Origin of the sequence: Rhodococcus globerulus NBRC 14531 (assembly GCF_001894805.1) — a bacterium.
GTDB classification, from domain to species: domain Bacteria; phylum Actinomycetota; class Actinomycetes; order Mycobacteriales; family Mycobacteriaceae; genus Rhodococcus_F; species Rhodococcus_F globerula.
In genome coordinates, this window is record NZ_BCWX01000001.1 from 1,235,421 (window position 1) to 1,258,816 (window position 23,396).

General features: G+C 62.7%; 23 protein-coding genes. 10 read left to right on the forward strand and 13 right to left on the reverse strand.

What is annotated here, in order from left to right; genetic code table 11:
• Positions 1 to 42 precede the first annotated feature (42 nt).
• Complete coding sequence (gene upp / locus RG2_RS05445) at positions 43 to 666, forward strand: uracil phosphoribosyltransferase (protein WP_033231521.1); 624 nt, start codon at positions 43 to 45, stop codon at positions 664 to 666.
• Position 667: 1 nt separating this feature from the next.
• Here the strand turns inward: upp and RG2_RS05450 are convergent, their stop codons facing one another.
• Both RG2_RS05450 and RG2_RS05455 read right to left on the reverse strand, forming a co-directional pair.
• Entirely contained in the window at positions 668 to 2,113 is a 1,446-nt protein-coding gene (locus RG2_RS05450) for a phospho-sugar mutase (RefSeq protein WP_230589982.1), read from the reverse strand.
• A 158-nt stretch (positions 2,114 to 2,271) separates the two neighbouring features.
• The gene (locus RG2_RS05455; RefSeq protein ID WP_033231520.1) at positions 2,272 to 3,057 is read right to left on the reverse strand and encodes a purine-nucleoside phosphorylase; all 786 of its coding nucleotides are present in this window, start codon (positions 3,055 to 3,057) and stop codon (positions 2,272 to 2,274) included.
• 67 nt (positions 3,058 to 3,124) lie between these two features.
• On the opposite strand from RG2_RS05455, the gene RG2_RS05460 reads away from it, so the two are divergent.
• Genes RG2_RS05460 through RG2_RS05475 form a run of 4 tightly spaced genes read left to right on the forward strand, consistent with a single transcriptional unit; the run spans position 3,125 to position 7,273 of the window.
• The gene (locus RG2_RS05460) at positions 3,125 to 3,823 is read left to right on the forward strand and encodes an enoyl-CoA hydratase-related protein (protein ID WP_033231264.1); all 699 of its coding nucleotides are present in this window, start codon (positions 3,125 to 3,127) and stop codon (positions 3,821 to 3,823) included.
• 12 nt (positions 3,824 to 3,835) lie between these two features.
• Entirely contained in the window at positions 3,836 to 4,996 is a 1,161-nt protein-coding gene (locus tag RG2_RS05465; protein WP_051730213.1) for a M20 family metallopeptidase, read from the forward strand.
• Positions 4,993 to 6,141: a M20 family metallopeptidase gene (locus tag RG2_RS05470; RefSeq protein WP_033231263.1), complete on the forward strand. Its 1,149-nt coding sequence runs from the start codon at positions 4,993 to 4,995 to the stop codon at positions 6,139 to 6,141. Before RG2_RS05465 ends, RG2_RS05470 begins: the two co-directional genes overlap by 4 nt.
• Before the next feature lie 55 nt (positions 6,142 to 6,196).
• Complete coding sequence (locus RG2_RS05475; RefSeq protein ID WP_033231262.1) at positions 6,197 to 7,273, forward strand: hypothetical protein; 1,077 nt, start codon at positions 6,197 to 6,199, stop codon at positions 7,271 to 7,273.
• Between the two features lie 14 nt (positions 7,274 to 7,287).
• On the opposite strand, the gene RG2_RS05480 is transcribed toward RG2_RS05475, so the two are convergent.
• Positions 7,288 to 7,758 carry a gamma-glutamylcyclotransferase family protein gene (locus RG2_RS05480; protein ID WP_033231261.1) on the reverse strand — a complete coding sequence of 157 codons (471 nt, stop codon included), beginning with the start codon at positions 7,756 to 7,758 and terminating at the stop codon, positions 7,288 to 7,290.
• Between the two features lie 178 nt (positions 7,759 to 7,936).
• Between RG2_RS05480 and RG2_RS05485 the strand changes: the two genes are divergently transcribed.
• A complete protein-coding gene (locus RG2_RS05485; RefSeq protein ID WP_033231260.1) occupies positions 7,937 to 9,340 on the forward strand; it encodes an NAD(P)H-quinone dehydrogenase in 1,404 nt (467 codons plus the stop codon).
• Between the two features lie 184 nt (positions 9,341 to 9,524).
• The gene (locus RG2_RS05490) at positions 9,525 to 10,718 is read left to right on the forward strand and encodes an aminotransferase-like domain-containing protein (protein ID WP_033231259.1); all 1,194 of its coding nucleotides are present in this window, start codon (positions 9,525 to 9,527) and stop codon (positions 10,716 to 10,718) included.
• Here RG2_RS05490 and RG2_RS05495 read toward each other — a convergent pair.
• From RG2_RS05495 to glpK, 6 genes are all read right to left on the reverse strand, one after another.
• On the reverse strand, positions 10,703 to 11,308 hold the full coding sequence (locus RG2_RS05495) for a TetR/AcrR family transcriptional regulator (RefSeq protein ID WP_033231518.1): 606 nt from the start codon (positions 11,306 to 11,308) through the stop codon (positions 10,703 to 10,705). The two genes, RG2_RS05490 and RG2_RS05495, sit on opposite strands and share 16 nt — an antisense overlap.
• Positions 11,309 to 11,319: 11 nt before the next feature.
• Positions 11,320 to 12,090 carry a tyrosine-protein phosphatase gene (locus RG2_RS05500; RefSeq protein WP_033231258.1) on the reverse strand — a complete coding sequence of 257 codons (771 nt, stop codon included), beginning with the start codon at positions 12,088 to 12,090 and terminating at the stop codon, positions 11,320 to 11,322.
• 8 nt (positions 12,091 to 12,098) lie between these two features.
• Positions 12,099 to 12,932 (reverse strand): phosphonate ABC transporter, permease protein PhnE, encoded by an 834-nt coding sequence (phnE, locus tag RG2_RS05505; RefSeq protein ID WP_033231257.1) that lies wholly within the window; start codon positions 12,930 to 12,932, stop codon positions 12,099 to 12,101.
• Positions 12,910 to 13,710: a phosphonate ABC transporter ATP-binding protein gene (gene phnC, locus RG2_RS05510; RefSeq protein WP_051730211.1), complete on the reverse strand. Its 801-nt coding sequence runs from the start codon at positions 13,708 to 13,710 to the stop codon at positions 12,910 to 12,912. The genes phnE and phnC overlap by 23 nt, the downstream gene beginning before the upstream one ends.
• Complete coding sequence (gene phnD / locus RG2_RS05515) at positions 13,707 to 14,594, reverse strand: phosphate/phosphite/phosphonate ABC transporter substrate-binding protein (protein WP_033231256.1); 888 nt, start codon at positions 14,592 to 14,594, stop codon at positions 13,707 to 13,709. Before phnD ends, phnC begins: the two co-directional genes overlap by 4 nt.
• Positions 14,595 to 14,747: 153 nt before the next feature.
• Positions 14,748 to 16,238, reverse strand: a complete 1,491-nt coding sequence (gene glpK / locus RG2_RS05520; protein ID WP_033231255.1) for a glycerol kinase GlpK — start codon at positions 16,236 to 16,238, stop codon at positions 14,748 to 14,750.
• 89 nt (positions 16,239 to 16,327) lie between these two features.
• Between glpK and RG2_RS05525 the strand changes: the two genes are divergently transcribed.
• Entirely contained in the window at positions 16,328 to 18,070 is a 1,743-nt protein-coding gene (locus tag RG2_RS05525) for a glycerol-3-phosphate dehydrogenase/oxidase (RefSeq protein ID WP_033231254.1), read from the forward strand.
• 107 nt (positions 18,071 to 18,177) lie between these two features.
• Positions 18,178 to 19,716, forward strand: coding sequence for an HNH endonuclease signature motif containing protein (locus RG2_RS05530; RefSeq protein ID WP_033231253.1), 1,539 nt, complete (start codon positions 18,178 to 18,180; stop codon positions 19,714 to 19,716).
• Positions 19,717 to 19,769: 53 nt separating this feature from the next.
• On the opposite strand, the gene RG2_RS05535 is transcribed toward RG2_RS05530, so the two are convergent.
• The 3 genes from RG2_RS05535 to RG2_RS05545 all read right to left on the reverse strand — a co-directional run bounded on the left by RG2_RS05535 (position 19,770) and on the right by RG2_RS05545 (position 21,984).
• Positions 19,770 to 20,366: a serine/threonine protein kinase gene (locus RG2_RS05535; protein WP_243411117.1), complete on the reverse strand. Its 597-nt coding sequence runs from the start codon at positions 20,364 to 20,366 to the stop codon at positions 19,770 to 19,772.
• Between the two features lie 122 nt (positions 20,367 to 20,488).
• Positions 20,489 to 21,025, reverse strand: a complete 537-nt coding sequence (locus tag RG2_RS05540) for a hypothetical protein (RefSeq protein WP_033231251.1) — start codon at positions 21,023 to 21,025, stop codon at positions 20,489 to 20,491.
• 17 nt (positions 21,026 to 21,042) lie between these two features.
• Positions 21,043 to 21,984: an oxygenase MpaB family protein gene (locus RG2_RS05545; RefSeq protein ID WP_033231250.1), complete on the reverse strand. Its 942-nt coding sequence runs from the start codon at positions 21,982 to 21,984 to the stop codon at positions 21,043 to 21,045.
• Positions 21,985 to 22,036: 52 nt separating this feature from the next.
• Here RG2_RS05545 and RG2_RS05550 point away from each other — a divergent pair, with 52 nt between their 5' ends.
• Positions 22,037 to 22,606 carry a TetR/AcrR family transcriptional regulator gene (locus tag RG2_RS05550; protein WP_033231249.1) on the forward strand — a complete coding sequence of 190 codons (570 nt, stop codon included), beginning with the start codon at positions 22,037 to 22,039 and terminating at the stop codon, positions 22,604 to 22,606.
• Here the strand turns inward: RG2_RS05550 and RG2_RS05555 are convergent.
• Positions 22,593 to 23,384: a DNA-formamidopyrimidine glycosylase family protein gene (locus RG2_RS05555; RefSeq protein ID WP_033231248.1), complete on the reverse strand. Its 792-nt coding sequence runs from the start codon at positions 23,382 to 23,384 to the stop codon at positions 22,593 to 22,595. The genes RG2_RS05550 and RG2_RS05555 overlap by 14 nt on opposite strands.
• Between the last annotated feature and the right edge of the window lie 12 nt (positions 23,385 to 23,396).

The window sequence follows — 23,396 nt, forward strand, 5'->3', positions numbered from 1 at the left end:
CGCCCGGGGCCGCTCGGTTCCCGAGGAACTATCCTCATGGTCATGCAAACGCACGTAGTCGACCATCCGCTGGCAGCGGCACTCCTGACGACAATGCGTGATGCACGCAGCGACAATGCGACATTCCGGTCGGCTCTGCGTCGGCTCACGCACATGCTCGTGTACGAGGCAATGCGCGACGCCGAGATCGAAGAGTTCCCCGTCGACACGCCGGTGGCAGCGACAACGGGAATTCGTCTGGCCAAGCCTCCGTTGCTGGTCCCGGTGCTGCGCGCCGGTCTGGGCATGGTCGAGCAGGCCAGTGCGTTGATACCGTCGGCTGGTGTCGGCTTTGTGGGAATGGCGCGCGACGAGAAGACCCACGCGCCCGTTCCGTACCTCGAATCGCTCCCGGCTGATCTCTCCGGAATCCCGGTATTCGTACTCGATCCGATGCTGGCAACCGGTGGATCGATGGTTCACACGATCGACCTGCTCGTTGCGCGCGGAGCAACCGACGTGACAGCGGTGTGTGTTGTCGCGGCACCGCGTGGCGTCGACGCGCTTGCGGAGTCCGGCCACCCGGTTCGCCTGGTTCTGGCGAGCATCGACGACGGCTTGGACGAGAACGCTTTCATCGTGCCGGGCCTCGGCGACGCGGGCGATCGGCAGTTCGGACCGCGCTAGCCTACAAATTTTCTGCGAAGGCCCGGAGTTGTCTTGTCCGGGTCTTCGCTGCTGCCTGGGCGCCGGCGAGTTCGCTGCGGTTCGCTACCGGAATCACGACCTCGAGATAACACTTGAGCTTGGGCTCGGTGCCGGACGGGCGGACGACGATGCGCGTCGTCGCGCCGGTGAAGACCACCGCGTCGGTGCGCAGTGGCGAACCGACCGTCGCCAGATCTTCGAAAGCAGCCAGATCTTCGAAAGCAACTGCCTCGCCGCAGATTTCGTGCGGTGGATTGCTCCGAACGCGGTCCATGATCGTGGCGATGTCGGCAACGTCGTCGACTCTGCGGGAAACTTGGTCCCCGTGGTGGTAGCCGAATTCGAGGGCGTAGTCGTCGAGCACATCCAGCACGGTTCGGTCGGTGTCGGCAAGAGTGGCAACCAGATCGGCGACCAGGACGGCGGCCGAGATTCCGTCCTTGTCTCGGACGGCGTCGGGGTCGACGCAGTGGCCGATCGCCTCCTCGTAGGCGTAGACAAGACCGTCGCCCGCGCGGGTCAGCCACTTGAATCCGGTGAGGGTGCAGGCGAATCGAGCGCCGCGAGTGGGAGCCAGTTTCGAGAGCAGAGTAGACGACACGATGGTGGTCGCTACGAGGGAATTCGGCCGAGCCGCGGTGAGGACGTGGTCGGCGAGCAGCACGCCCGTCTCGTCTCCGCGAAGCATTCGCCACCTGTCGCCGTCACGTACCCCGACGGCGCAGCGGTCGGCGTCCGGATCGAGAGCGATCGCGAGATCGGCGTTCACCGTGTCGGCCAGATCGAGAAGCGCATCGGTGGCACCGGGTTCTTCCGGATTGGGAAAGGCGACAGTCGGGAAATCGGGATCGGGATCGAATTGCCCGGCGACTACGTGGACGTCGGTGAAACCGGCGGCGTGCAACGCGGCCAGTGCGGTGTCTCCGCCCACGCCGTGTAGCGGTGTCAGTGCGATGCGAATGTTGCGGGCTTGCCCGTGCGGAAGCGTTGCGACGCGTCGTACGTAGTTTTCGATCACGGAGTTGCCCACCGGCGTCACCGGAGTTCTGGCAATGCTCGACGCGCCGCCGACCTTCGCGATCGCGCTTTCGATCTCGCGATCCGCCGGTGAGACCAGTTGGGATCCACCGTCGAGGTACACCTTGTAGCCGTTGTCCGCGGCGGGGTTGTGCGACGCGGTGATCTGGATTCCGGCGCTGGCGCCGAGTGCCCGAACGGCAAATGCGAGCACCGGTGTCGGTAGCGGGCGGGGGAGAAGAGTGACCTCGAATCCGGCGGCGGCCAGGACCTCGGCGCCGGCAGTGGCAAATGCTTCGGAACCATGGCGGGCGTCGCGGCCGACAACGATGTGAGAGCCGCTGTGGCCGTGCGCGTTCAGCCACGCTGCGAGTCCGGCGGTGGTGCGGATGACAACAGCTACGTTCATCCCGTTGGGGCCGCCTCGCACCGGTCCGCGCAACCCCGCTGTGCCGAATGTCAGTGGAGCGGAAAAACGTTCGGCCAGTTCATGTTCGGAGAGCGATGCGAGTTCGCGCCTGGTGGCCGGGTCGGGATCGGAGTTGATCCACTCCTGCGCCGCCAGGATCACAGTTCGCGGACCAGTTGGCGCAGCAGCGTTCCCACTCGGGTCGCGGACGCCTTGCCTGCCGCGAGTACTTCCTGATGATCGAGTGGTGCGCCGGTGATGCCCGCGGCAAGATTGGTGACCATCGAGATGCCCAACACCCGTGCGCCCAGAGCGCGAGCCGCGATGGTCTCGTGGACCGTCGACATGCCTACGAGATCGGCGCCGAGGGTGCGCAGCATCCGGATTTCGGCAGGCGTTTCGTAATGGGGCCCGGGTAGCCCGGCGTATACGCCTTCGGTGAGTTCGGGGTCGATGGAGCGAGCGAGTGCTCGAAGTTCGGGGGAGTAGGCGTCGACGAGATCGACGAATTCCGCGCCCACCAACGGCGAGCGGGCCGTCAGGTTGAGGTGGTCACTGATCAGGACCGGCTGACCGACGGCGTAGTCCTCGCGGATACCGCCGGCGGCATTGGTGAGGATCACGGTGTCCGCGCCCGCTGCGATGGCGGTGCGAACGGGATGGACCACGGAGCTGAGTTCATGGCCTTCGTACGCGTGGGTGCGTCCGAGAAGCAACAGGACCTGGGTATCGCCGACGGTGACGGTTCGGATCCTTCCGGCGTGGCCGAGAGCCGACGGCGGAGCGAAGCCAGGTAGGTCGGCCATCGACACCTCGGCGGTGGGCTCACCGAACTGGTCGGCAGCGTCGGTCCACCCTGAACCGAGGACTACGGCGACGGAGGGCGGCGCGCTTCCGGTCATGGCGGACAGAGCGGCAGCGGCGGCTTCGGCGATCGTTCCCATGTGCGTTACCTTACTGACGAGTCGGGTCGGTTCGTCGGATGACCTACCGGCCATTACGCTGCCCTTCATGCCTTATCTCGAACGCGACGGCGACGTATTCATCCTGTACCTCGGAAACGAGGGTGAAACTGACAACGAGAACCGTTTCACCCCTGATTGGATCGACTCGGTGCACAGCGCACTCGACGAGGTCGAAGCGCACGAGGGGCCGGCTGCCCTGGTCACCACGGCGACGGGCAAGTTCTACACGAACGGCCTGGACACCACGTGGATCTTTGCCAACATCGACGGTCTTCCCGGGTACCTCGACAAGGTACACACGCTGTACACCCGCTTGCTGACATTCCCGATGGCGACGGTCGCGGCGATCGGTGGCCACGCCTTCGGAGCGGGCGCGATGCTCGCGACGTCGCACGACTTCCAGATCATGCGCGCCGACCGCGGTTTCTACTGCCTGCCAGAGGTGAGCCTGAACATGCCGTTCACCGTTGGCATGTCGGCCCTGCTGAACAGCAGACTCCCCAAGCAAGCGGCCGTGGAGGCAATGACCACCGGGCGCCGATTCGGTGGCGCCGACGCACTGTCTGCCGGAATTGTCCAGGAAACCGTCGAGGGTGATTCGGTGCTCGCGACCGCGGTGGCCAAGGCCGCTGCGCTCACCGCGACACACGGACCGAACCTGGCCGGAATCAAGGCCGGGATTCATCGAGACCTGTTGGTTGATCTTGGACGGGTGACTGACAAGAGCAACTTCTCGTTCGGGTGAGACAATGATTCGGTGAATCATGAAGTCGACGGCGTAGTCAGGTCTGTGGAGACCGATCTGATTGCGCTGTCGCATTCGATTCACGGTGATCCGGAGCTTGCATTCGAGGAATTCCGCAGCAGCGCCAAGGTGTCCGAACTGCTGGAGCAGCACGGCTTCGCGATCACTCGCGGTCTGGTCGATCTACCCACGGCGTTCGATGCGACGTACGGCAGCGGAGAGCTGGTCATCGCGATCTGCGCCGAGTACGACGCTCTTCCGGACATCGGCCACGCCTGTGGGCACAACATCATCGCTGCGGCGGCGGTAGGTGCCGGTATCGCCTTGGCGTCTGTGGCGGACCAACTCGGCATCACTGTTCGGGTGATCGGAACTCCGGCCGAGGAAACCGGTGGCGGCAAAGTGCTGATGCTCGAGCGCGGGGCGTTCGACGGCGTCGGCGCCGCGATGATGGTTCACCCTGGCCCGATCGACATCATCGGTGCGACGTCGCTGGCCTTGGCCGATATCGCCGTCAGCTACCACGGACGGGAGGCTCACGCGTCCGCCGCACCGGAGTTCGGACTCAATGCCGCCGACGCGGCAACCCTGGCTCAGGTGGCAGTGGGGTTGTTGCGCCAGCACCTGCTCCCCGGTCAGCAGATTCACGGCATCGTCAGTGACGGTGGAACCGCCCCCAACATCGTGCCGGCGCGTTCGGAGCTGTTGTATTACTTGCGGGCGGAGACCGCCGCGTCGTTGGCCAATCTGTCGGAGCGGTCGAATGCCTGTTTTGCAGCCGGCGCTCTTGGCACCGGTTGCACTCACGAGATCCGCACCGTATCGCCGACCTACACCGAATTGACGCCTGATCCGTGGCTCGCTGACGTGTACCGCGAACAGATCCTGGACCTGGGCCGGGTGCCGTTGGCACCTGAATGGGAGCGTTCTCGTCCGCTCGGAAGTACCGACATGGGTAATGTCACCAACGTGATTCCTGGAATTCATCCTGTGATCGGTTTGGATTCAGCTGGGGCAGTGACACATCAGCCGGAGTTCGCTGCTGCGTGTGTCACGGAATCTGCTGATCGCGCCGTTGTAGACGGCGCAATAGCCTTGGCTCGCACTGCTGTCCGGGTAGCGTCCGATCCTTCGGAACGCGCCCGTCTGTTGGAAGGAGTAGATCGCCGGTGAACGCGGCAATCGATACTTGGATTCACGCGCATACCGACGATCTGGTCGCGTGGCGACGGCACATTCACGCCAACCCCGAATTGGCGCGCCATGAATACGCGACAACGGAATTTGTCGCGACGCGGCTCATCGAAGCTGGACTTTCACCGAAGGTGCTTCCCGGCGGCACGGGGTTGACGTGCGATATCGGTCCGGACGGACCCCGCATTGCCCTGCGCGCCGACATGGATGCACTGCCGATGCAGGAGGCGACGGGTGCGACGTACTCGTCCACGGTCCCTGGTGTTTCCCACGCTTGTGGGCACGACGCGCACACCACGATCCTGTTGGGCGTTGGTGTGGCCTTGGCGTCGTTGCCGGAACTTCCGGTCGGAGTTCGGTTGATCTTCCAGCCTGCCGAAGAAGTGATGCCGGGCGGTGCGCTCGACGTCATCGCGGCCGGTGCGCTCGACGGTGTTTCGAGAATCTTTGCTCTGCATTGTGATCCGCGCCTGGAAGCGGGTCAGGTCGGTGTGAGACTCGGTGCGATCACGTCCGCAGCCGATACCGTCGAAGTGGTTCTGGATTCGCCGGGAGGCCATACGTCGCGGCCTCACCTGACAACCGATCTCATCTACGCGCTCGGAACTGTTGTCACCGGATTGCCCGGAATGCTCAGCCGCCGTATCGATCCGCGCACCGGCACCGTCATGGTGTGGGGCGCGGTCAGCGCCGGTCAAGCGCCCAACGCGATCCCACAGACCGGCATGATGACGGGCACGGTCCGAACGGGCGATCACGAAACGTGGGAACTGCTCGAACCTCTTGTGGAGGAGATCGTGCACGGACTGCTCGCACCGACAGGTGTCCGCTACCAACTGAACTACCGCCGCGGTGTCCCGCCCGTCGTCAATGACGAGGTCTCGACGCGTATGTTCGAGGACGCCATCGCCAGCGTCGGGCAGGATGCCTTGGCTGACACACCACAATCCGGTGGTGGAGAAGACTTTTCGTGGTACCTCGAGACCGTCCCTGGTGCAATGGCCAGGTTGGGTGTGTGGTCCGGCGAAGGTGAACAACTCGATATCCATCAACCCACATTCGATCTCGACGAGCGCGCGCTCGGTGTGGGCGTGAAGGTTCTCACAAGCCTCGTTCTCGGTTAGTTCCGGTTCCCGTCGGGGGCACCGTTTTTCGTAAGGTTCGAGTGAAGGTACGGGCATGTCCATAGGTGTGGGAGTGCGAATCGGCACAGTGGTGTCGACGGCAGTGGTCGCGTCGAACGATCCAGGTTCGGCTGATCCGGTGGTAATCGTTCGCGATACGGTTCTCAATCAGCGCAAGGACGGCACCACCGTGCTCGGCGGCGAGTCGGAGTTGGGCGGCGGCCGCGAGTTCACAGAAAGCTGGACGGGCTTTGTCGCCCGCGTCGGCGATCCGAGCGGTGTTGCCGGAACCGCTGATACCCGTTATCGCGCTGAAGATTTGGTGGCAACGTCCATCCGCTGCCTGCTACAGGAATGCGAGCCGCTGCCCGATCGTGGGGGTAAGGACGGCGGCGCGCCCGACATCGTGGCGACGTACCCGTCACGCTGGGATTCCTCGACGGCGGCGATCCTGCGCGATTCACTGGTCTACGCGGGCCTCGAACGGGTCACCTTGGTATCGGACGCCGAAGCCGTGTCGGCGTGGTTCGAATCGGAAATCGCCGCGCTGGCCGGAACGCTCATCGGGATCTATCACGTCGACGACACCGGAGCCGCTGTCACCCTGGTGCGTTCGGGTGTTGCCGCGGGCCGCGCATTCGGATTCGCCGGCGACGGCAGCTCTCCGAGTTCACGAATTGCAACGGCGCTCGGCGCCTTCGGATGGATGCCGGAAAACCTCGACGCCGTTGTCGTGACCGGCGACGGTGACATGGCGGGCGACAAGGCGGCGATGACGGCCATTGCCGTTGGGGTCGCCGAAAAGCTCAATGTCCGTTGTGAACTCGGACCTGGTCCGGAACAGTCGGCAGCGCTCGGTGCAGCAATTCTTGCAGCCGGTTTCACGTCGACGTCGCACAAGATCGTGCCGATCGGACTGCCGCCGTCACATGACGTCACCGAAGTATTCGACAACGTCCCGAAGGTTGCCGTGTCGGCCGAAGGGGCACAGGTGGCTACTGCGGAGGCGGAACCTACGTCGGTGGCGGAGACCGAGACCGGCAAGTCCGGCTCCATGCGCATCGTGATCACAGTTGCCGCCGTAGCGGCGATCATCGCGCTCGCGGTGCTGGCCTACTTCTTGCTGCTCTAGTCGGTCAATCTGGATTAGTCGGTCAAACCGTTTCCGGGACCCACGTTCCGGCTGTTTCGCGTCCGCAGTTCCCGGACGTAGTCGGCCGGAGCACCCGCGATCTCGGCTGCGTCGGCCATCACACCGATGTAGCGAGCGGACGGAAGACCACCTTCGTAGGCGTCCATGACATACAGCCAGGCCAGAACGGCGCCGTCCGTAGTATCGACACGTACCCGGATCTTGCGGTGCAGTCCGAGCTCGGCGCCTTCCCAGCGGTCGAGGCTCACCTCGTCCTCTTCCGGTACGTCGTAGAGGACTACGAAAACGCTGGAATCCGGGTCCTCCACCACAGTGGCGAGAGCGCCTTCCCAGCCGAGGTCTTCGCCGCTGAAGGTCAGGCGCCAGCCACGCAACCATCCAGTTCCCGACATGGGGGAGTGTGGGCAGCGCAACAGCATCTGCTCGGGGTGCATGTTGGAACCGTACGCAGCATAAATCGACACGGGCGCAAGCCTAAACGGTGGTGTGAGGGTGACGCGAAGCGGACCACCGGACGCTAGTAATCTGGTACAAGCACTGCGCGACCTCGATCGCTGCAATAGCGTGACCAACGCGTGCTGTACATGAGGTATATGGACTGGCGGGAGACCCCTGCCGGTCGCCTGACGACTTGGAGGACATATGACCCGGATCGTGATCATCGGCGGCGGACCTGCCGGATATGAGGCAGCGCTGGTTGCTGCCCAGCACGGCGCAACCGTCACCCTGGTCGATTCGGACGGCGTCGGCGGCGCGTGTGTCCTGTTCGACTGTGTGCCGTCGAAGACGTTCATCGCGTCGACCGGAATCCGCACCGACATGCGTCGCGCATCCGATTTGGGAATCACGCTCGATCCCGAGCAGGCGTCGGTGTCGCTCCCCAAGATTCACGCCCGTGTGAAGGCGCTTGCGCTGTCCCAGTCCTCGGACATTCGCGCTCGACTGCAGACGGTTGGTGTCGAGGTCCTCTCCGGCACCGCAGAACTGACGGACCAGGAACTCGGATTGGCGACACACCAGGTGCGGGCGACCCTCGCCGACGGTGAGGAGCGCACCATCGCTGCCGACGTAGTCCTTATTGCGACCGGCGCCAGCCCCCGCATCATCCCGGGCGCGGAGCCGGACGGTGAGCGCATCATGACGTGGCGTCAGCTCTACGACTTGGAAGAGCTGCCCTCGCACCTCGTTGTTGTCGGTTCCGGTGTGACCGGTGCCGAGTTCGTGTCCGCGTACACCGAGATGGGCGTCAAGGTGACGCTGGTGTCCAGCCGTGACCGAGTGCTCCCGGGCGAGGATGCCGACGCGGCACTCGTGCTCGAAGACGCGTTGGCCGAGCGCGGCGTGATCCTGGTCAAGCACGCGCGCGCCGATGCCGTCGAGCGCACCGAGGACGGGATCATCGTCAAGCTTTCCGACGGCCGCACGGTCGAGGGCAGCCATGCCCTCATGACAGTCGGCTCGGTTCCCAACACCGACGGACTCGGTCTCGACAAGGTCGGCATCGAGCTCGACAAGGGCGGCTACCTGCGCGTCGACCGCGTCTCCCGCACCGCGGTGTCGGGTATCTACGCTGCCGGTGACTGCACTGGCCTGCTCCCGCTCGCATCCGTGGCCGCCATGCAGGGCCGCATCGCGATGTACCACGCACTCGGTGAAGGCGTGAGCCCCATCAAGTTGAAGACGGTGGCGTCGGCGGTGTTCACACGTCCCGAGATCGCAACGGTGGGTGTGACGCAGGCTGCAATCGACAACGGTGAAGTTCCGGCTCGTACCGTCATGCTGCCGCTCAACACCAACCCGCGCGCCAAGATGTCCGGACTGCGTCGCGGCTTCGTGAAGATCTTCTGCCGTCCCGCAACGGGTGTCGTGATCGGCGGAGTTGTGGTCGCGCCCAATGGATCCGAGTTGATCCTGCCGCTCGCGATGGCCGTGCAGAACAACCTGAGCGTCAACGACCTGGCCCAGACGTTCTCGGTGTACCCGTCGCTGACCGGTTCGATCACCGAGGCGGCGCGTCAGCTCATGCGTCACGACGACCTCGACTGATTTTCCGTAATGTGGTTTCCCGAAATCTGAGAATTCGATTTCACATATTGGCGTGATGGTGGGATAGTCGTGGTACCGGTCGAATCATGGATCGGTACCACGGCGCTCTCCCCGCCCCGTAGACCCCTCGGCGGCTCAGGGTGTTTTTCCTCTGATCTTTCTTTTTGCGTGCCTGGGAGTTTCTATGAAACACGCCGCGCTGTCTGCTCGTATGGGTGGGCTCCGTAGTTCTGCAATCCGTGACCTGCTCACCCTGACTGCTCGCCCTGACGTGATCAGTTTGGCCGGCGGCTTGCCGGATCCGAATTTTATTCCCCGAGAGCGCATTTCACAGGCAGCTGCCGACGCTCTCGGTGATGCGTCGTCCGTTCAGTACGGTGAGACCTCGGGGTTGCGACACCTTCGTGAGGTCATTGCGGCCCGCGAATCCGTCAAGATCGGCCGCACACTCGAATCGTCCGACGTGGTGGTCACGCATGGTTCCCAACAGGGCCTGAGTTTGCTGGCTCAGGTATTGCTCGACGCCGGTGACACCGTTGTTGTGGAAGATCCGGCGTATACCGGCGCACTGCAGGTCTTTCGGACTGCGCAGGCAAGCCTGGCCGCCGTCCCGGTCGACGCGGACGGCATGGATACCGACGTTCTCGAAGCGAAGCTTGCGGGTGGACTACGTCCGAAAGTTGTTCATACCGTGAGTAACTTTCACAATCCGCGCGGGTCCGTTCTTTCGCTCGAACGTCGCGCACACCTCGCGAAACTTGCCGATACGTACGGCTTCTGGATACTCGAGGACGACCCGTACGGGGAACTGTACTTCGACGGTCCGCCGCCGCTTCCGGTCGCAGCATTGTCGGACAGGGTGATTCGGCTGTCCAGTGCGTCCAAGGTGCTGGCTCCTGCCCTGCGTGTCGGCTGGCTGCACGGTGACCGGCGCGTGTGCGAAGCGGTCGAATTGATCAAACAGGGTGCAGATCTGTGCGGGTCGTCGCTCACTCAACAGATTGCGGCCGACTTGTTCTCGGACACCGCGTGGTTCGACGCGCATCTGGACAAGTTGCGGGCGTCCTACGGCAACCGCGCGAAGACTCTTGTCAGTGCCTTGGAGGCCGGCTTCGGCGACAGCGCACGATTCTCGCCCGTGCGCGGCGGCATGTTCTGTTGGATGGAGAGCCTTGAACCCGTAGACACTGCGGCGGTTCTCGATGTTGCCGTCGAGCATGGTGTTGCCTTTGTGCCCGGTGCCGCATTCGGCGTCGACGCAGACCTGAGCCTATCGGCCCGACTGTGTTTTGCGACGTATCCGGAAACAGTGCTGGAAGACGCCGCACGGAAACTGTGCGACGCCTTCCGTGATGCTTCCGCTCAGTCTCGGGGTTGAACTCCGCGCCACAGCAATTCGATTGCGGCACGGACCCGATCGTCGGCCCCGTCGGCCGTGGACGGTCCGCGGACGACAAACTGGTAGTAGGACATTCCCACGATCAGGTCGATCAGGACATCCGTGTCCACCGAGGAGTCCAAGGTGCCTGCGGCCTGCGCTTCGGACATTGCTTCCGTCAGGTGGACGCGGCGCCGTGAGACGTGTTGCTGCCAGCTGGCTTCGCGGACCTTGTCGTTCTGCAATCCGAGAACGATGCGTTTACGAACCAGGTCACCGGACGCGCCGGTCACGTCGACCATGCCGACCGCAAAGGAATTGGCAAGGTCGACGCGGAGATCGCCGGTGAAGGTTGTCTTCACCTCGGATCGGACGCTGTCGAGCGCTGCCGCCAGGAGTTCCTCGCGGCTCGACCATCGTCGATAGATTGCGGCGCGCGAAATTCCGGACCGAGTGGTGATGGCGGCGATCGTCACCTCGTCAGCGCTGGGGAATTCCGTCAACAATTCGATGGTTGCGGTAAGGACTGCTTCTTCGACGGCGGTATCGCGGGGGCGACCGGGTCCGCGCGGCGTTTCCGGTGTTGTCACGTTCTCGAGTATCACCGTGCTGCAAGCATTTTCGTGCGCAAGAGCGCAACCATTTCCTGGCTGAGTCCGGCCGCACGCAACGGCGCCAGAACGTCCCCGTGGCGCCGCACGAGTGTGCGCTGCATGACGGTCATGGAGGTACGCTCGGCGCCCATCATGGCGCCACTGGGCATGCTGTCCGCATCGAAGTCGAACGGTAGGAAGCCGCCCATGATCATCTGGACCCGCGCATGCAGGCGGGGTAGCTCAGCCGAGGTGCGGGCGTAGTCGTCTGCGATGGCGTCGGCGTCCGCGCCGACTGCACTGAGCAGCGCCGCTGCAAACACCCCCGTGCGGTCCTTGCCTGCGGCGCAGTGGAATACGGTTCCGCCGGGGCTCAGGGCGAGGACGGTCAGACCTGTCGCGAGTTGAGGTGCCGCGGATTCCAGAAGGTCCGCATACCACTGGCCGACGTGATCGGGAGTGGTTACCTGTGGCAGCGCCTGATTCATGGCGGCGGGAGCGGCGACCTCGGCGACGAGTGGAATGTGGTGATAGGCGATAGCGTGAGCAGCGAGTGGGCCGCGCCCGGTGTGTGCCGCTTCGCCAGGGGACCGTAGATCGATCACCGTGCGGATGCCCCTGTTCCACAGTGAATCGGCGTATTCCGTCGACAGGTGTGAGACGTCGTCGCTGCGGAAGGCGACAGATTCGCGAATGTATCCGCTTGCCACTGGCACCGCGGCAAGATCGCGCAGGTTCACCGGGTCGAGCAGTTCGGGGGACGAGAGTACGTCGGTCATGGTTTTTCTCAGCTCAGTCGGGCGCGGATCATCGCGCTGATTCGGTCGATGACGGTGACGAGCACGATGATGCTCAGAATGATGGTGCTCAGGTGCCCGTAGTCGTACATGCGCATGGCCGTGGTGAGTTCCAAACCGATACCACCGGCACCGACGAGACCGAGAATTGTTGCACCGCGGACATTTCCCTCGAAGAGGAGCAGGGTGTAGCTGACAAGCAGGGGTGCTGCTTGCGGCAGAACTCCGTAGGCGATGATCTGCCGTTTGTCGGCTCCCGCGGAACTCAAGGCATCGAGTGGACCTTGATCGACCGATTCCATCGCCTCGGCGTAGATCTTGCTGATCGAGCCGAGGGAGCCGACCACGATGGCAAGCACACCGGCAAACGGGCCGAGGCCCACAGCGGAGACGAACATCAGGGCGTAGATGAGTTCGGGGATCGAGCGCAAGACGTTCAGGATCGCCCGGGATATGCCGTAGAGCCACTTCGGGGCGATGTTCGATGCCGCACCGAAACTGAGGATCAGTGACAGAACCGCGCCTACCAGCGTTCCGACAATTGCCATCTGGAGCGTTTCGATCAGCAGGGTGACGATGACGTCGAACTTGTCGAAAGTCGGCGGGAACAGTCGCGAGACAAAATCAACCATGTTGGGTACACCGGAAACCAGGCGCGCGGGGTCGGCGTCTGCGCCGGCAAACGACCACGCGAGGACCACTGCAATGACGATCAGACCGACCCCGCTGCGAGGGGAGGGTAGACGCCACGGTTTGGCGAGGCGTTCGGCTTCCTTCGACATAGCCTGCGTCTGTTCGCGCTTACTGCTCGATGATGTCTGCATGTTCACCATAGATCGTGCTCACCGCCTCTTCGTTGAGTTCTTCTGCACGGCTGTTGAATACGATGCGTCCGTCCCGCAGGCCGATGACGCGATCGGTGTACTTTCTCGCGAGGCCGACGACGTGAAGGCTGACGATCACCGGAACCTGACGTTCGCGGGCAATCTCCCTCAGCAAGGTGAGGATGGTTCCGGCAAGTCGTGGATCGAGGGAGGCGACGGGTTCGTCGGCGAGGATCAGTTTCGGGTGTTGCATCAGAGTGCGCGCGATCGCTACCCGTTGCTGCTCACCGCCGCTGAGTGTCCGGCTCTGCTGAGATGCTTTGCCTTCCAATCCGACTCGGCGCAATAGTTCGAGAGCCTCGACGCGTTGGGTGCGTCCGAATCCGCCGATCAGGTTGACCGCACCGGCGTCGTACAGACCGCCGGTCAAGACGTTGGTCAGGGCGCTCAGTCGCGGCACCAGATTGAAGTGCTGAAAGACGTAGCCGACATCCGAACGCAGAGAACGTAAGTCGGAACCGTTCTGCTGCGCGACGTCTCGGCCGGCAACTGTCAATTCGTCGGCGGTGAAGTCGGTGAGGCGGGTCAGTGTCTTCATCAATGTCGATTTGCCGGATCCCGAGTGGCCGAGCAAACCGACTACTTCACCGGGGCGAACGGTGAGGTCGACGCCGTCGAGGGCGATGTTGTCGCCGAACGTGACTCGGATGTTGCGTCCGGTGACCACCGGCGGTGAAACAACGGACGAGCGCGGCGGGCGAATTACCGGCGCTGTCATCGGATGTTGTCCAGGTCGACTCCGGCGGCTTCCGCGATCGTGACCAACGGTTCGTACACCGAGAAGTCGGGATCGGCGGTGTACGTGCCGCCAACGCCCAGGATCTTCGATGCTTCGGGATTTGCGGCGAGCATCGCTGGGAGTTTGTCCTTGATCGCGTCACGAGTCTCGGAATCGAGGCCGCTGCGGGCGACAATGGAAACACCAACCGGGATAGGTGCGCTTTGGCCGACGATCCGGACGTCGTCGGCGGTGAACATGCCACCGGCTATGAACGACGTGTAGAGCTGGCGCGCGGTGCAGGCAACGTCGACGTTCCCGTTCATCAAAGCGAGAACCGCAGAGTCGTGCCCGCCGGCAAAGGTGCTCTTGTAGTCGGTTCCGTCGGTGAGGCCCGCCTCGGCCATCATTGCCTTCGGCATGAAGTAGCCAGTGGTCGATCCCGGATCGACAAAGGCGACCTGATGTCCCTTGATGTCGGTGACGGATTGAATTGTGCTGTCGGACTTGGCCAGACAGTACGACGCTGGATCGGGTGCCCCGTTCCAGGCGAGGATGGGCTCGACGCTTCCCGTCTTGAATGCGAGGGCGGCCGAGAAAGGGCTGAGGACGGCGACGTCGACAAATCCGTTCCGAACAGCCTCTACGACGCCGAGGTAGTCCGCCGGTGACTCGTGTTTGACGGTTTTGCCGGTCGCGGTTCCCACCATGTCGGCGACGTCGGTCATGATGGCGAGCTCTTTGACGTCATCGGTGCCGGGAGGCGTGGCAAAAATGATCTGATTCGAATCCGCAGACGAGGCTTCGGATTCGGTGGAGCACGAGGACAGGGCGAGTGAAGCGACGGCAGTCAACGCGACGGCGATACCGACTCGAGCACGCATGATGGACCTTCCGAAAAGGCGGGGGAGTTTGACGCCTGTTACGAAACCATCGGTGTCTGTATCGGAATTACGAGAACGCTGTACTCGTAATTGCGCGCAGGTGAACAGTTGGAGCGGATTTCGGTGGGGCGCGCGGCGCCCCACCGAACTCGACTAATCGGACCAGTTGTACGTGCGTTCCACGGCCTTGTTCCACTCCGCGTACAGGCGGGCGCGCTCGGACTCTTCCATGTCGGGCTCCCACGTCTTGCCGACGGCCCAATTGCGGCGGATGTCGTCGGTATCGGACCAGTAGCCGACGGCCAAACCGGCAGCGTAGGCAGCGCCCAACGCGGTCGTCTCGTTGACAACGGGACGGATGACCGGCACTCCGAGAATGTCGGACTGGAACTGCATCAGGGTCTCGTTGACAACCATGCCTCCGTCGACCTTGAGGGCGGAGAGTTCGACGCCGGAATCGGCGCGCATGGCGTCGATGACCTCACGGGTTTGATACGCGGTGGCTTCGAGTGCTGCCCGGGCCAGATGACCCTTGTTCACGAAGCGGGTCAGTCCGACGATGACTCCGCGAGCATCGGGACGCCAGCGCGGCGCGAAGAGACCGGAGAAGGCAGGGACGATGTAGGCGCCGCCGTTGTCGTCGACGGTGGCAGCGAGGGCCTCGATGTCCTTGGCATTCTGAATGATCCCGAGGTTGTCACGCAGCCACTGGACCAGTGATCCCGATACGGCAACAGAACCTTCCAGGGCATAGACCGCCGGGGCGTCGCCCAGTTTGTAGCAGAGAGTGGTCAGGAGGCCGTGCTTGCTGTGGACTGGAGTGGTACCGGTGTTGAGGAGAAGGAAGTTGCCGGTGCCGTAGGTGTTTTTTGCTTCACCCACCGACAGACAGGCCTGACCGAACGTGGCTGCTTGCTGGTCTCCGAGAATGCCCGCGACCGGAACGCCGGCCAGGTTGCCCCGAGGTCGACCCTTGCCGTAGATCTCGGAAGAACTGCGGATTTCCGGAAGCATCGACATCGGAATACCGAAATCCGCGCAGATGGACTCGTCCCACTGCAAAGTCTCCAGATCCATCAGCATTGTGCGTGACGCATTGGTGACATCTGTCACGTGCTGCCCCTCGGTGAGGTGCCACAAAATCCACGTGTCGATGGTGCCGAAGCACAATTCGCCGGCTTCTGCCTTCGCGCGCGCCCCGTCGACGTTGTCGAGAATCCACCGGATTTTCGGGCCCGAGAAATACGTCGACAACGGCAACCCGGTCTGGGCGCGGTACTTTTCCGGCCCGGCGTCGCCACCGAGTTCCTGGCACAGCTGATCGGTGCGCGTGTCCTGCCAGACAATGGCGTTGTAGACAGGTTTGCCGGTCTTTCGCTCCCAGACCACCGTTGTCTCACGTTGATTCGTGATTCCGACGGCCGCGATGTCCGCGCGGGTGAGGTCGGCTTTGGCAAGTGCACCTGCCACCACTTCGCGGGTGTTCATCCACAGCGCCACCGGATCGTGTTCGACCCAGCCGGCTTGCGGGAAGATCTGTTCGTGTTCTTTCTGGGCAACGCTGACAACAGCGCCGTCGTGGTCGAAGATCATGCATCGGCTCGACGTGGTGCCTTGGTCGATGGCGGCGATGTACTGGTTCACATGTCTCCTTGGTTCGTGCGCTGTCGCAGTATGAGCATGAAGCTACTAGCCTGGATGCGAATTCGTCGTCGACTTACAGGAGATACGGGTTGAGTAAGCAGCAGGGTGTGCAGTTTCTCGGCCCACAGCAGCGAGAAGCTGCCTGGGAGCAGCTTCAGAGTGAACAGTTCGACGTTATCGTCGTCGGTGGCGGCGTCGTGGGTGTCGGCACAGCGCTCGACGCCGCAACGCGTGGACTCAAAGTCGCGTTGGTCGAGGCTCGTGACTACGCGTCTGGCACGTCTTCCCGATCATCGAAGATGTTCCACGGCGGTCTGCGCTATCTGGAACAGCTGGAATTCGGGCTGGTCCGTGAGGCATTACGCGAGCGTGAGCTCTCTCTGACGACACTGGCACCGCACCTGGTCAAGCCGCTCAAGTTTCTGTTCCCGCTGGCTCACCGCGTCTGGGAACGCCCGTACATGGCAGCCGGAATCTTCCTGTACGACCGGATGGGCGGGGCCAAATCGGTGCCCTCGCAGAAGCACCTGACGCGAGCCGGGGCACTGCGTATGTCGCCGAGCCTCAAGCGCAGTTCGCTGACCGGCGGAATCCAGTACTACGACACGGTGGTCGACGACGCCCGTCACACCATGACCGTCGCGCGGACGGCGGCGCATTACGGCGCTGTGGTCCGGACGTCGACGCAGGTTGTCGGCTTCCTACGCGAAGCAGATCGAGTGTCGGGTGTCCGTGTTCGTGACTGTGAAGACGGACGGACCGCCGAGGTCAAGGGACACGTCGTCATCAACGCGACGGGCGTGTGGACCGACGAGATCCAAGCACTGTCGCGTCAGCGTGGCCGGTTCCGGGTCCGGGCGTCGAAGGGCGTGCACATCGTCGTTCCTCGTGACCGCATCGTCAGTGAAGCGGCGATCATCCTGCGCACCGAAAAATCTGTGCTGTTCGTGATTCCGTGGGGCAACCACTGGATCATCGGAACTACGGACACGGACTGGAATCTCGACCTCGCGCACCCAGCCGCAACCAAGGCCGATATCGACTACATTCTCGGACACGTCAATTCGGTGCTCGTGACGCCTTTGACGCACGCCGACATCGACGGTGTGTACGCCGGCCTTCGTCCGCTGCTGGCCGGCGAGAGCGACGAGACGTCGAAACTGTCGCGTGAGCACGCCGTTGCCCGGGTTGCTCCGGGCCTCGTTGCCATTGCAGGCGGAAAGTACACCACGTACCGCGTCATGGCGGAGGATGCGGTTGACGTTGCGTCCGAGGACATTCCGGCGCGAGTTGCGTCGTCGATCACCGAGAAGGTGCCACTCGTGGGCGCCGACGGATACTTTGCGTTGGTCAATCAGACCATGCAGTTGGGTGAGACGTACGGTCTGCATCCGTACCGCGTCAAGCATCTCCTCGACCGGTACGGTTCCTTGATCACCGAAGTGTTGGAATTAGGTCGCACAACTCCGGAGTTGTTGCAGCCCATCACCGATGCGCCCGATTACCTTCAGGTTGAGGCAGTGTATGCCGCGGCCGCAGAAGGGGCACTGCATCTGGACGACATCTTGGCGCGGCGCACGCGCATTGCGATCGAGTACCCGCACCGCGGCGTCAACTGCGCCCAGCAGGTCGCGGAACTTGTTGCCCCAGTGCTGGGTTGGGATGCCGAAGCCGTCGATCGTGAGGTTGACACCTACCGCGCTCGGGTGAAGGCCGAAGTGGAATCACAGGCTCAGCCCGACGATGAAGCAGCGGACGCACTGAGGGCAGCGGCACCGGAGTCACGGGTGGAGATCCTCGAGCCGGTAGTCGAGGTGGCGGACCGCGTGTAGTTGTTTTAACTGTGTGCGGTTCGTGGGGCATTTTTCACTTATCGGACTTTTCCGACTGATTTCGAGGAGCTCTCGAATTCGAACAGGAATTCGATTACGGTGAGAGCATGTTCGATTCGGGGGTGGGAAGTTTCGGTATCTCAGCACAGCTGAGTGGTACCGAAACTGATTGCGCCCTGGTTGGTTTGATGGCCCAGTTGCATTCATGTGAAGCGATGTTGGTCGAGCGGAAACTGGCCGTGGTGGCGGAGTTTTTCACCCGCCGCAGCGCTGAGCATGTCGAGGGTGGCACGTGGACGTCGTCGGCGCACGAGCTCGCCGAATCCGAGGTCGGCGCGGTCCTGACGATGGGGCGCGCCGCGGCCGGGAAGCTCATCGGGTTGGGTTTTGCTTTGAAGACGCGGTTGCATCGCACTCGTGCGGCGATGGCCAGCGGTGAACTCGACTTCTACCGGGTCGGGCTGATCGAGTCCGCGACCGCGAATGTCAGCGACGAGCTGATCGACGAGGTCGAACGCTTGCTGCTCGAGCAGGTGTTGGCTCCACCGGTGGACGGTGGTATCGGTTTGACGGGTCGCCGGTTGACAGCGGCGATCGACCGGATCGTGGCCCGAGTCGATCCGGAAGGGATGCGGGAACGACGACGCCGCGCCCTCGCCGACAGGTTTGTCGGAGTCAGCGCCGCCGAGGACGGCATGGCCCGCATCCTCGGCAGCATCCCGGCGGAGCAAGCCCGCGCCTTCGACGGCCGGTTGCGGGAGTTGGCGATGTCGGTGTGCCGCCATGATTCCCGCACGTATGAGCAGCGGCGCGCGGATGCGTTGGGCGCTCTGGTGAGCGGTTCGACGGTGTTGGTGTGCGACTGCGACCGCAGAGATTGCCCGCAAGATCGCTGCGGCATGGTGATCATTCGCCGGCCACTCGTTCATGTCGTGATGCACGAATCCACCTTCGCCGGCAGCGATACTCCCGGAAGCGACGAGGCCGCGCACCTTGACGGGTACGGGGTGATCAGTGCTGAGCATGCCCGCGACATCGCGAAAGACGCAGACGTTCGGGAAGTGCGAGTCCCGGCAGATGCTGAACCTGAACCGACACCTGAGCCGGCATCGGCGTTGGTCTACCGCCCCGGGGCGGCACTCGATGCGTGGCTGCGGGTCTTCGCGGGCAGCTGTCAATGGCCGCACTGCGATGTCCCGGCCTGGAACTGCGACCTCGACCACAACGATCCGTTCAACCACACCAACCCTGCGAGCGGTGGGAAGACGGTCGCGTCGAATCTGAGCGCGTTCTGCCGCAACCATCACCGCCTCAAGCATTCCGGGAAGTGGCAACTGGACCCGAACCCGGATCGCAGCATTACCCTGACCTCGCAGACGGGCCATTGCTACCGCACCAGAGCTGCCGGACTACTCGCCAGCCAACAGGAACCGCCGCCACCGGAAGGCGGCAAACCGCGACGAACTCGACTGGAGAACAAAGCTGCCCGCATCCGAAGTGAACGCAAGCATCGGCGCGTCAAGATTCAGCACCGCACAGCACAACGCGCGGAACGCAAACGCCGGCAAACGTTCCCGATCTCCACACCCCGAAAGCGCGTGCCCCACAAAACCGTCGACTACGGCAACGACCCACCGCCATTCTGAATTCGCCGCCTCATCTACTAAAAGAGCCTCATCTACTAAAAGAGCCTCATCTACTAAAAGAGGTAGACGATTGCGTTGTTACCGCCAGTGCAGGTGACAACTTTCTTTCCGGTGCAACTCATCGAATAGCGAGTATTGGTGACGGGGCTGACAGCGTTGATCGACACTGTCGCATTTCGTTTGCCTTGACTGACGTACTGATACCGAACTTCTTCGGCGAACTCGCATGACGTGGCTTTGCTGCCGGTCGCGGAGTTCGGCAATTCGTTGTTGGAAAACACGGGTCCGCAGCGCGTTGCGTTTGCTGGGACAGCTGTGCCGGACGACGGCGCGGAGGTAGTGGTTCGAGCAGCTGCCGACGTTGTGGTGGGAGAAGATTCTGTGGTGGGTGTAGTTGTTGTAGATGCCGTTGTGTTGAGCTGAGTCGAAGATCGTGCGGATTGATTCGTCTCTGCGTCGAAGAGCATCGGCCGCACCCAGACAAGCCCAACAACCACAACGATCGCAGCTACCCCGGCACCGAGAAGAACCCACACCCACGCCGGTGTTTGTGGTGGCGGTGGATCTTTCGGTGGCTGTGAATCCCGCTGTGGTTGGGAGTCCCACTGTGGTTGAGAATCCCACGGATCTGGCGGTTGTGGGGCGTTCATATCGGCAGGTTCTCCGGATCCGTCATGAAGAGTGAATTGTCTGCGTTATGTATATCGGATCGCGGGGCGCAGTAGCTATTGTCGGATGGGTGCGATGACGTTCTCATAAAGCACGCGCGAAGTCAGTGAGTCAGCACGATTTTGATGGCGACGATCAACGTCGCTACCGCAGCGAGACCGAACGCCGCGACATGAGTTGCTGTGCCGACTTTTTCGCCGCGGAGATAGCTGATGACGTAACTCGTGGAACCGATACGGAGCACCAACACAAATTCCGCAATCAATTGCGCAGTCCGCGGCTCGAGAAGGTTGAACCAGGCGGTTGCCAGAATGACGATCGGAACCACGGCCGAGGTCAGGATGGGCACGGAATCACGAAGAGCTTCGATTCTCTCCGCAGTCGTGAGTTCTCGATCATTGCGAATACTCTCGCCGACGCCCTCGGCGAAAGTATGCGCGATATACGTCGACAGGGCCGTGCCGATGACGATGGCGACGCCGAGCGATTCCTGAGATTGGGTGACCGGAATCAGAGCGGCCAGAGCCAAGATATTGCCGTACACGTAGGCGGTGGTCCGGGCGGCAATGCGCTCCTGCCCGAGGTGGCGACCGCGGGCGGTAATCGGGCGATTGAGCAGGGTACGTAGGCTCCGCGGCATCGCTTGATTATGGCAGATCAGGCATTTGGGCTGTAGTGCATCGGACTGTCACGGCGCGTTGCGGGAGGCAGGTTGCGGGCCGGTGTGTGAACGAGTGGCGCATCGGGCGCCGTCCTGCCCGTGGCTCGGTCCCAGCCCGCGCGGGCGCGCGGTTGATAACGGTAGCGCCACGGGACAAGGTGGAAGACCGCGTTGACGGTCTTGCCGACAGCTGTGTGAATCCTCGTCTCGCGCGCGCTCCACGAGTATCCGAGAAGATCGCGAACCGGCTGGTCGTACATACCGACGGTCAGCCACACAAAGCCTCGTGCGACGGGAATGCGTGCGAGCCTCCAGATCGGCTCGGGTAGCCACGTCATGAATGGCGGCTTGCCCAGGCCGGAGAGGTCGAGCACATCACGCGTGGCCTTGTTGTCCTCGAGAATGTTGCGGCACATGTGATCCCAATACTCTTGGAATGCCTCCCACGTTTCGGGGACGGGCCGCATGCTCATGCCGTAGAGGCGATACCACTGGATGTGCTCGGTGAAGAGTTGCCGTTTCTGTGCTTCGGTGAGGCCGCCGGAAAAGTTCTCCGCCGTCACGATTGTGCCCATGAAGAAGGTCGCGTGTGCCCAGTAGAAGGTGTCCGGGTCGAGGGCGTGGTAGCGCCGACCCAGCTTGTCGACGCCCTTGATCGTGGTGTGGTAGCCGCGTACCTGTTCAGCGGTTTCCTGGGCTCTGTCGCCGTCGAAGACAACTCCGGCGATGGGGTAGAGCGATCGGTAGAGGCGTTCCCAGCGCTCGTCGAAGAACTTCGAATGCTCCTCGACGCCGGCCCCGAGTCCTGGATGCATGTTCTGCATAGAACCTGCCCACACGCCCTGAAGCATGCCTCGCCAATCGCCGAAATACTTCCAGGTCAAGGAATCGGGCCCAAGCGGTGTTGGTGTGGGTACGTCATCACTTTGACTACGCATGTTGTCAGATTAGGATCGACAACATCAGTAGTCAAGGAATCGGAGCAGGGTAGTGGGTATCGAGGAACGGCGTGCAGCACGGAAGGCAGCGCTGTTCGATGTCGGCGTGACACTACTGGGCGCAGTGGACGGTCCTGCCGTCAATGTCCGGGCAGTATGTAAGGCTGCGGGACTGACGGAACGGTACTTCTACGAGAGCTTCACCGATCGCGATCAGTACGTGGTGTCGGTCCACTCATATGTTTCGGAGCGCGCCCAAACCGCACTCGCGGCAGCAGTAGCTACAGAGTCCGGATCCGAAGCGATTGCCACCGCAGCGGTTGACACGTTCGTGAAGTTGATGGTCGACGATCCCGCGATGGGTAGAGTGCTGTTGATCGCTCCGCTCTCCGAACCGGTGCTCGGAGGCCGCGGAATCGAATCGATGCCGGCTTTTGTGGACCTCGTCTATGCACAGCTCTCCGAAATCACTGATCCGGTGGAGAAGCAGCTGACCGCGGTGGGATTGGTGGGTGCACTGTTCACCCTGTTCATCGGATACCTCGACGGCACAATCGACGTAAGCCGCGATCGCTTTGTCGCGCACTGCGTCCGTTTGTTGACAAAAGCTAATCGCGCGTAAGCGGTTGGCAGGAAGGGCAGAAGAATATCTGTCGTTCGGTGAGCTGGTCGGGTCCGAGCAGTTCCTCGCGGATTCGCGTTCCGCAACGCCGACATGGCTTTCCGCGGCGGCCGTACACCCACGTCTGCCTGCCGGGACGAGTATCGCCTGTGGTCACCCGAACGGGACGTGATTTGTTGGCACCGATAATGCGGTGCGACAGATCGACTACGGCCGCGAGATCCGGAACCCGGTCTGTCGGTGTGCGTGGATGAAGCCCACGGAGAAAACAGATTTCATTGCGATACACATTGCCGAGTCCAGCCATGACCCGTTGGTCGAGAAGCGCAACGCCGATCGGTTCGGAGCCCGCGCCGCGCAGATTTTCCTCCACAACCGCACTGTCCCAATCCGGGCCGAGGAGATCCGGTCCAAGATGTCCGACGACGGAGTCTTCCTGGCCGCGATCGAGGATTTCGGTGATGCCGAGCGAAAACCCCACGGCAACAGCATCTTCGGTCGCCAGGATAATGCGCGCCTGATGGGCGGGGCGATGCCACCGCGCACCTGGTGCGTAGATCTGCCACGCGCCTTCCATCTTCAGGTGGGTGTGGACGGAGGCGTCGCCGACCCGGATCAACAGATGCTTTCCTCGGCTGACTACGGAGTCGACTCGTGTGCCGGTCAGATTGACGGTGGCATATCGCGGGACACGCACGTCGCACGTGGTGAGTACCTTGCCGTTCAGTGCCGTGCGAAGTGCATTGGCCGTCCGCCAGACGGTATCGCCTTCGGGCATCAGTGAGCACCC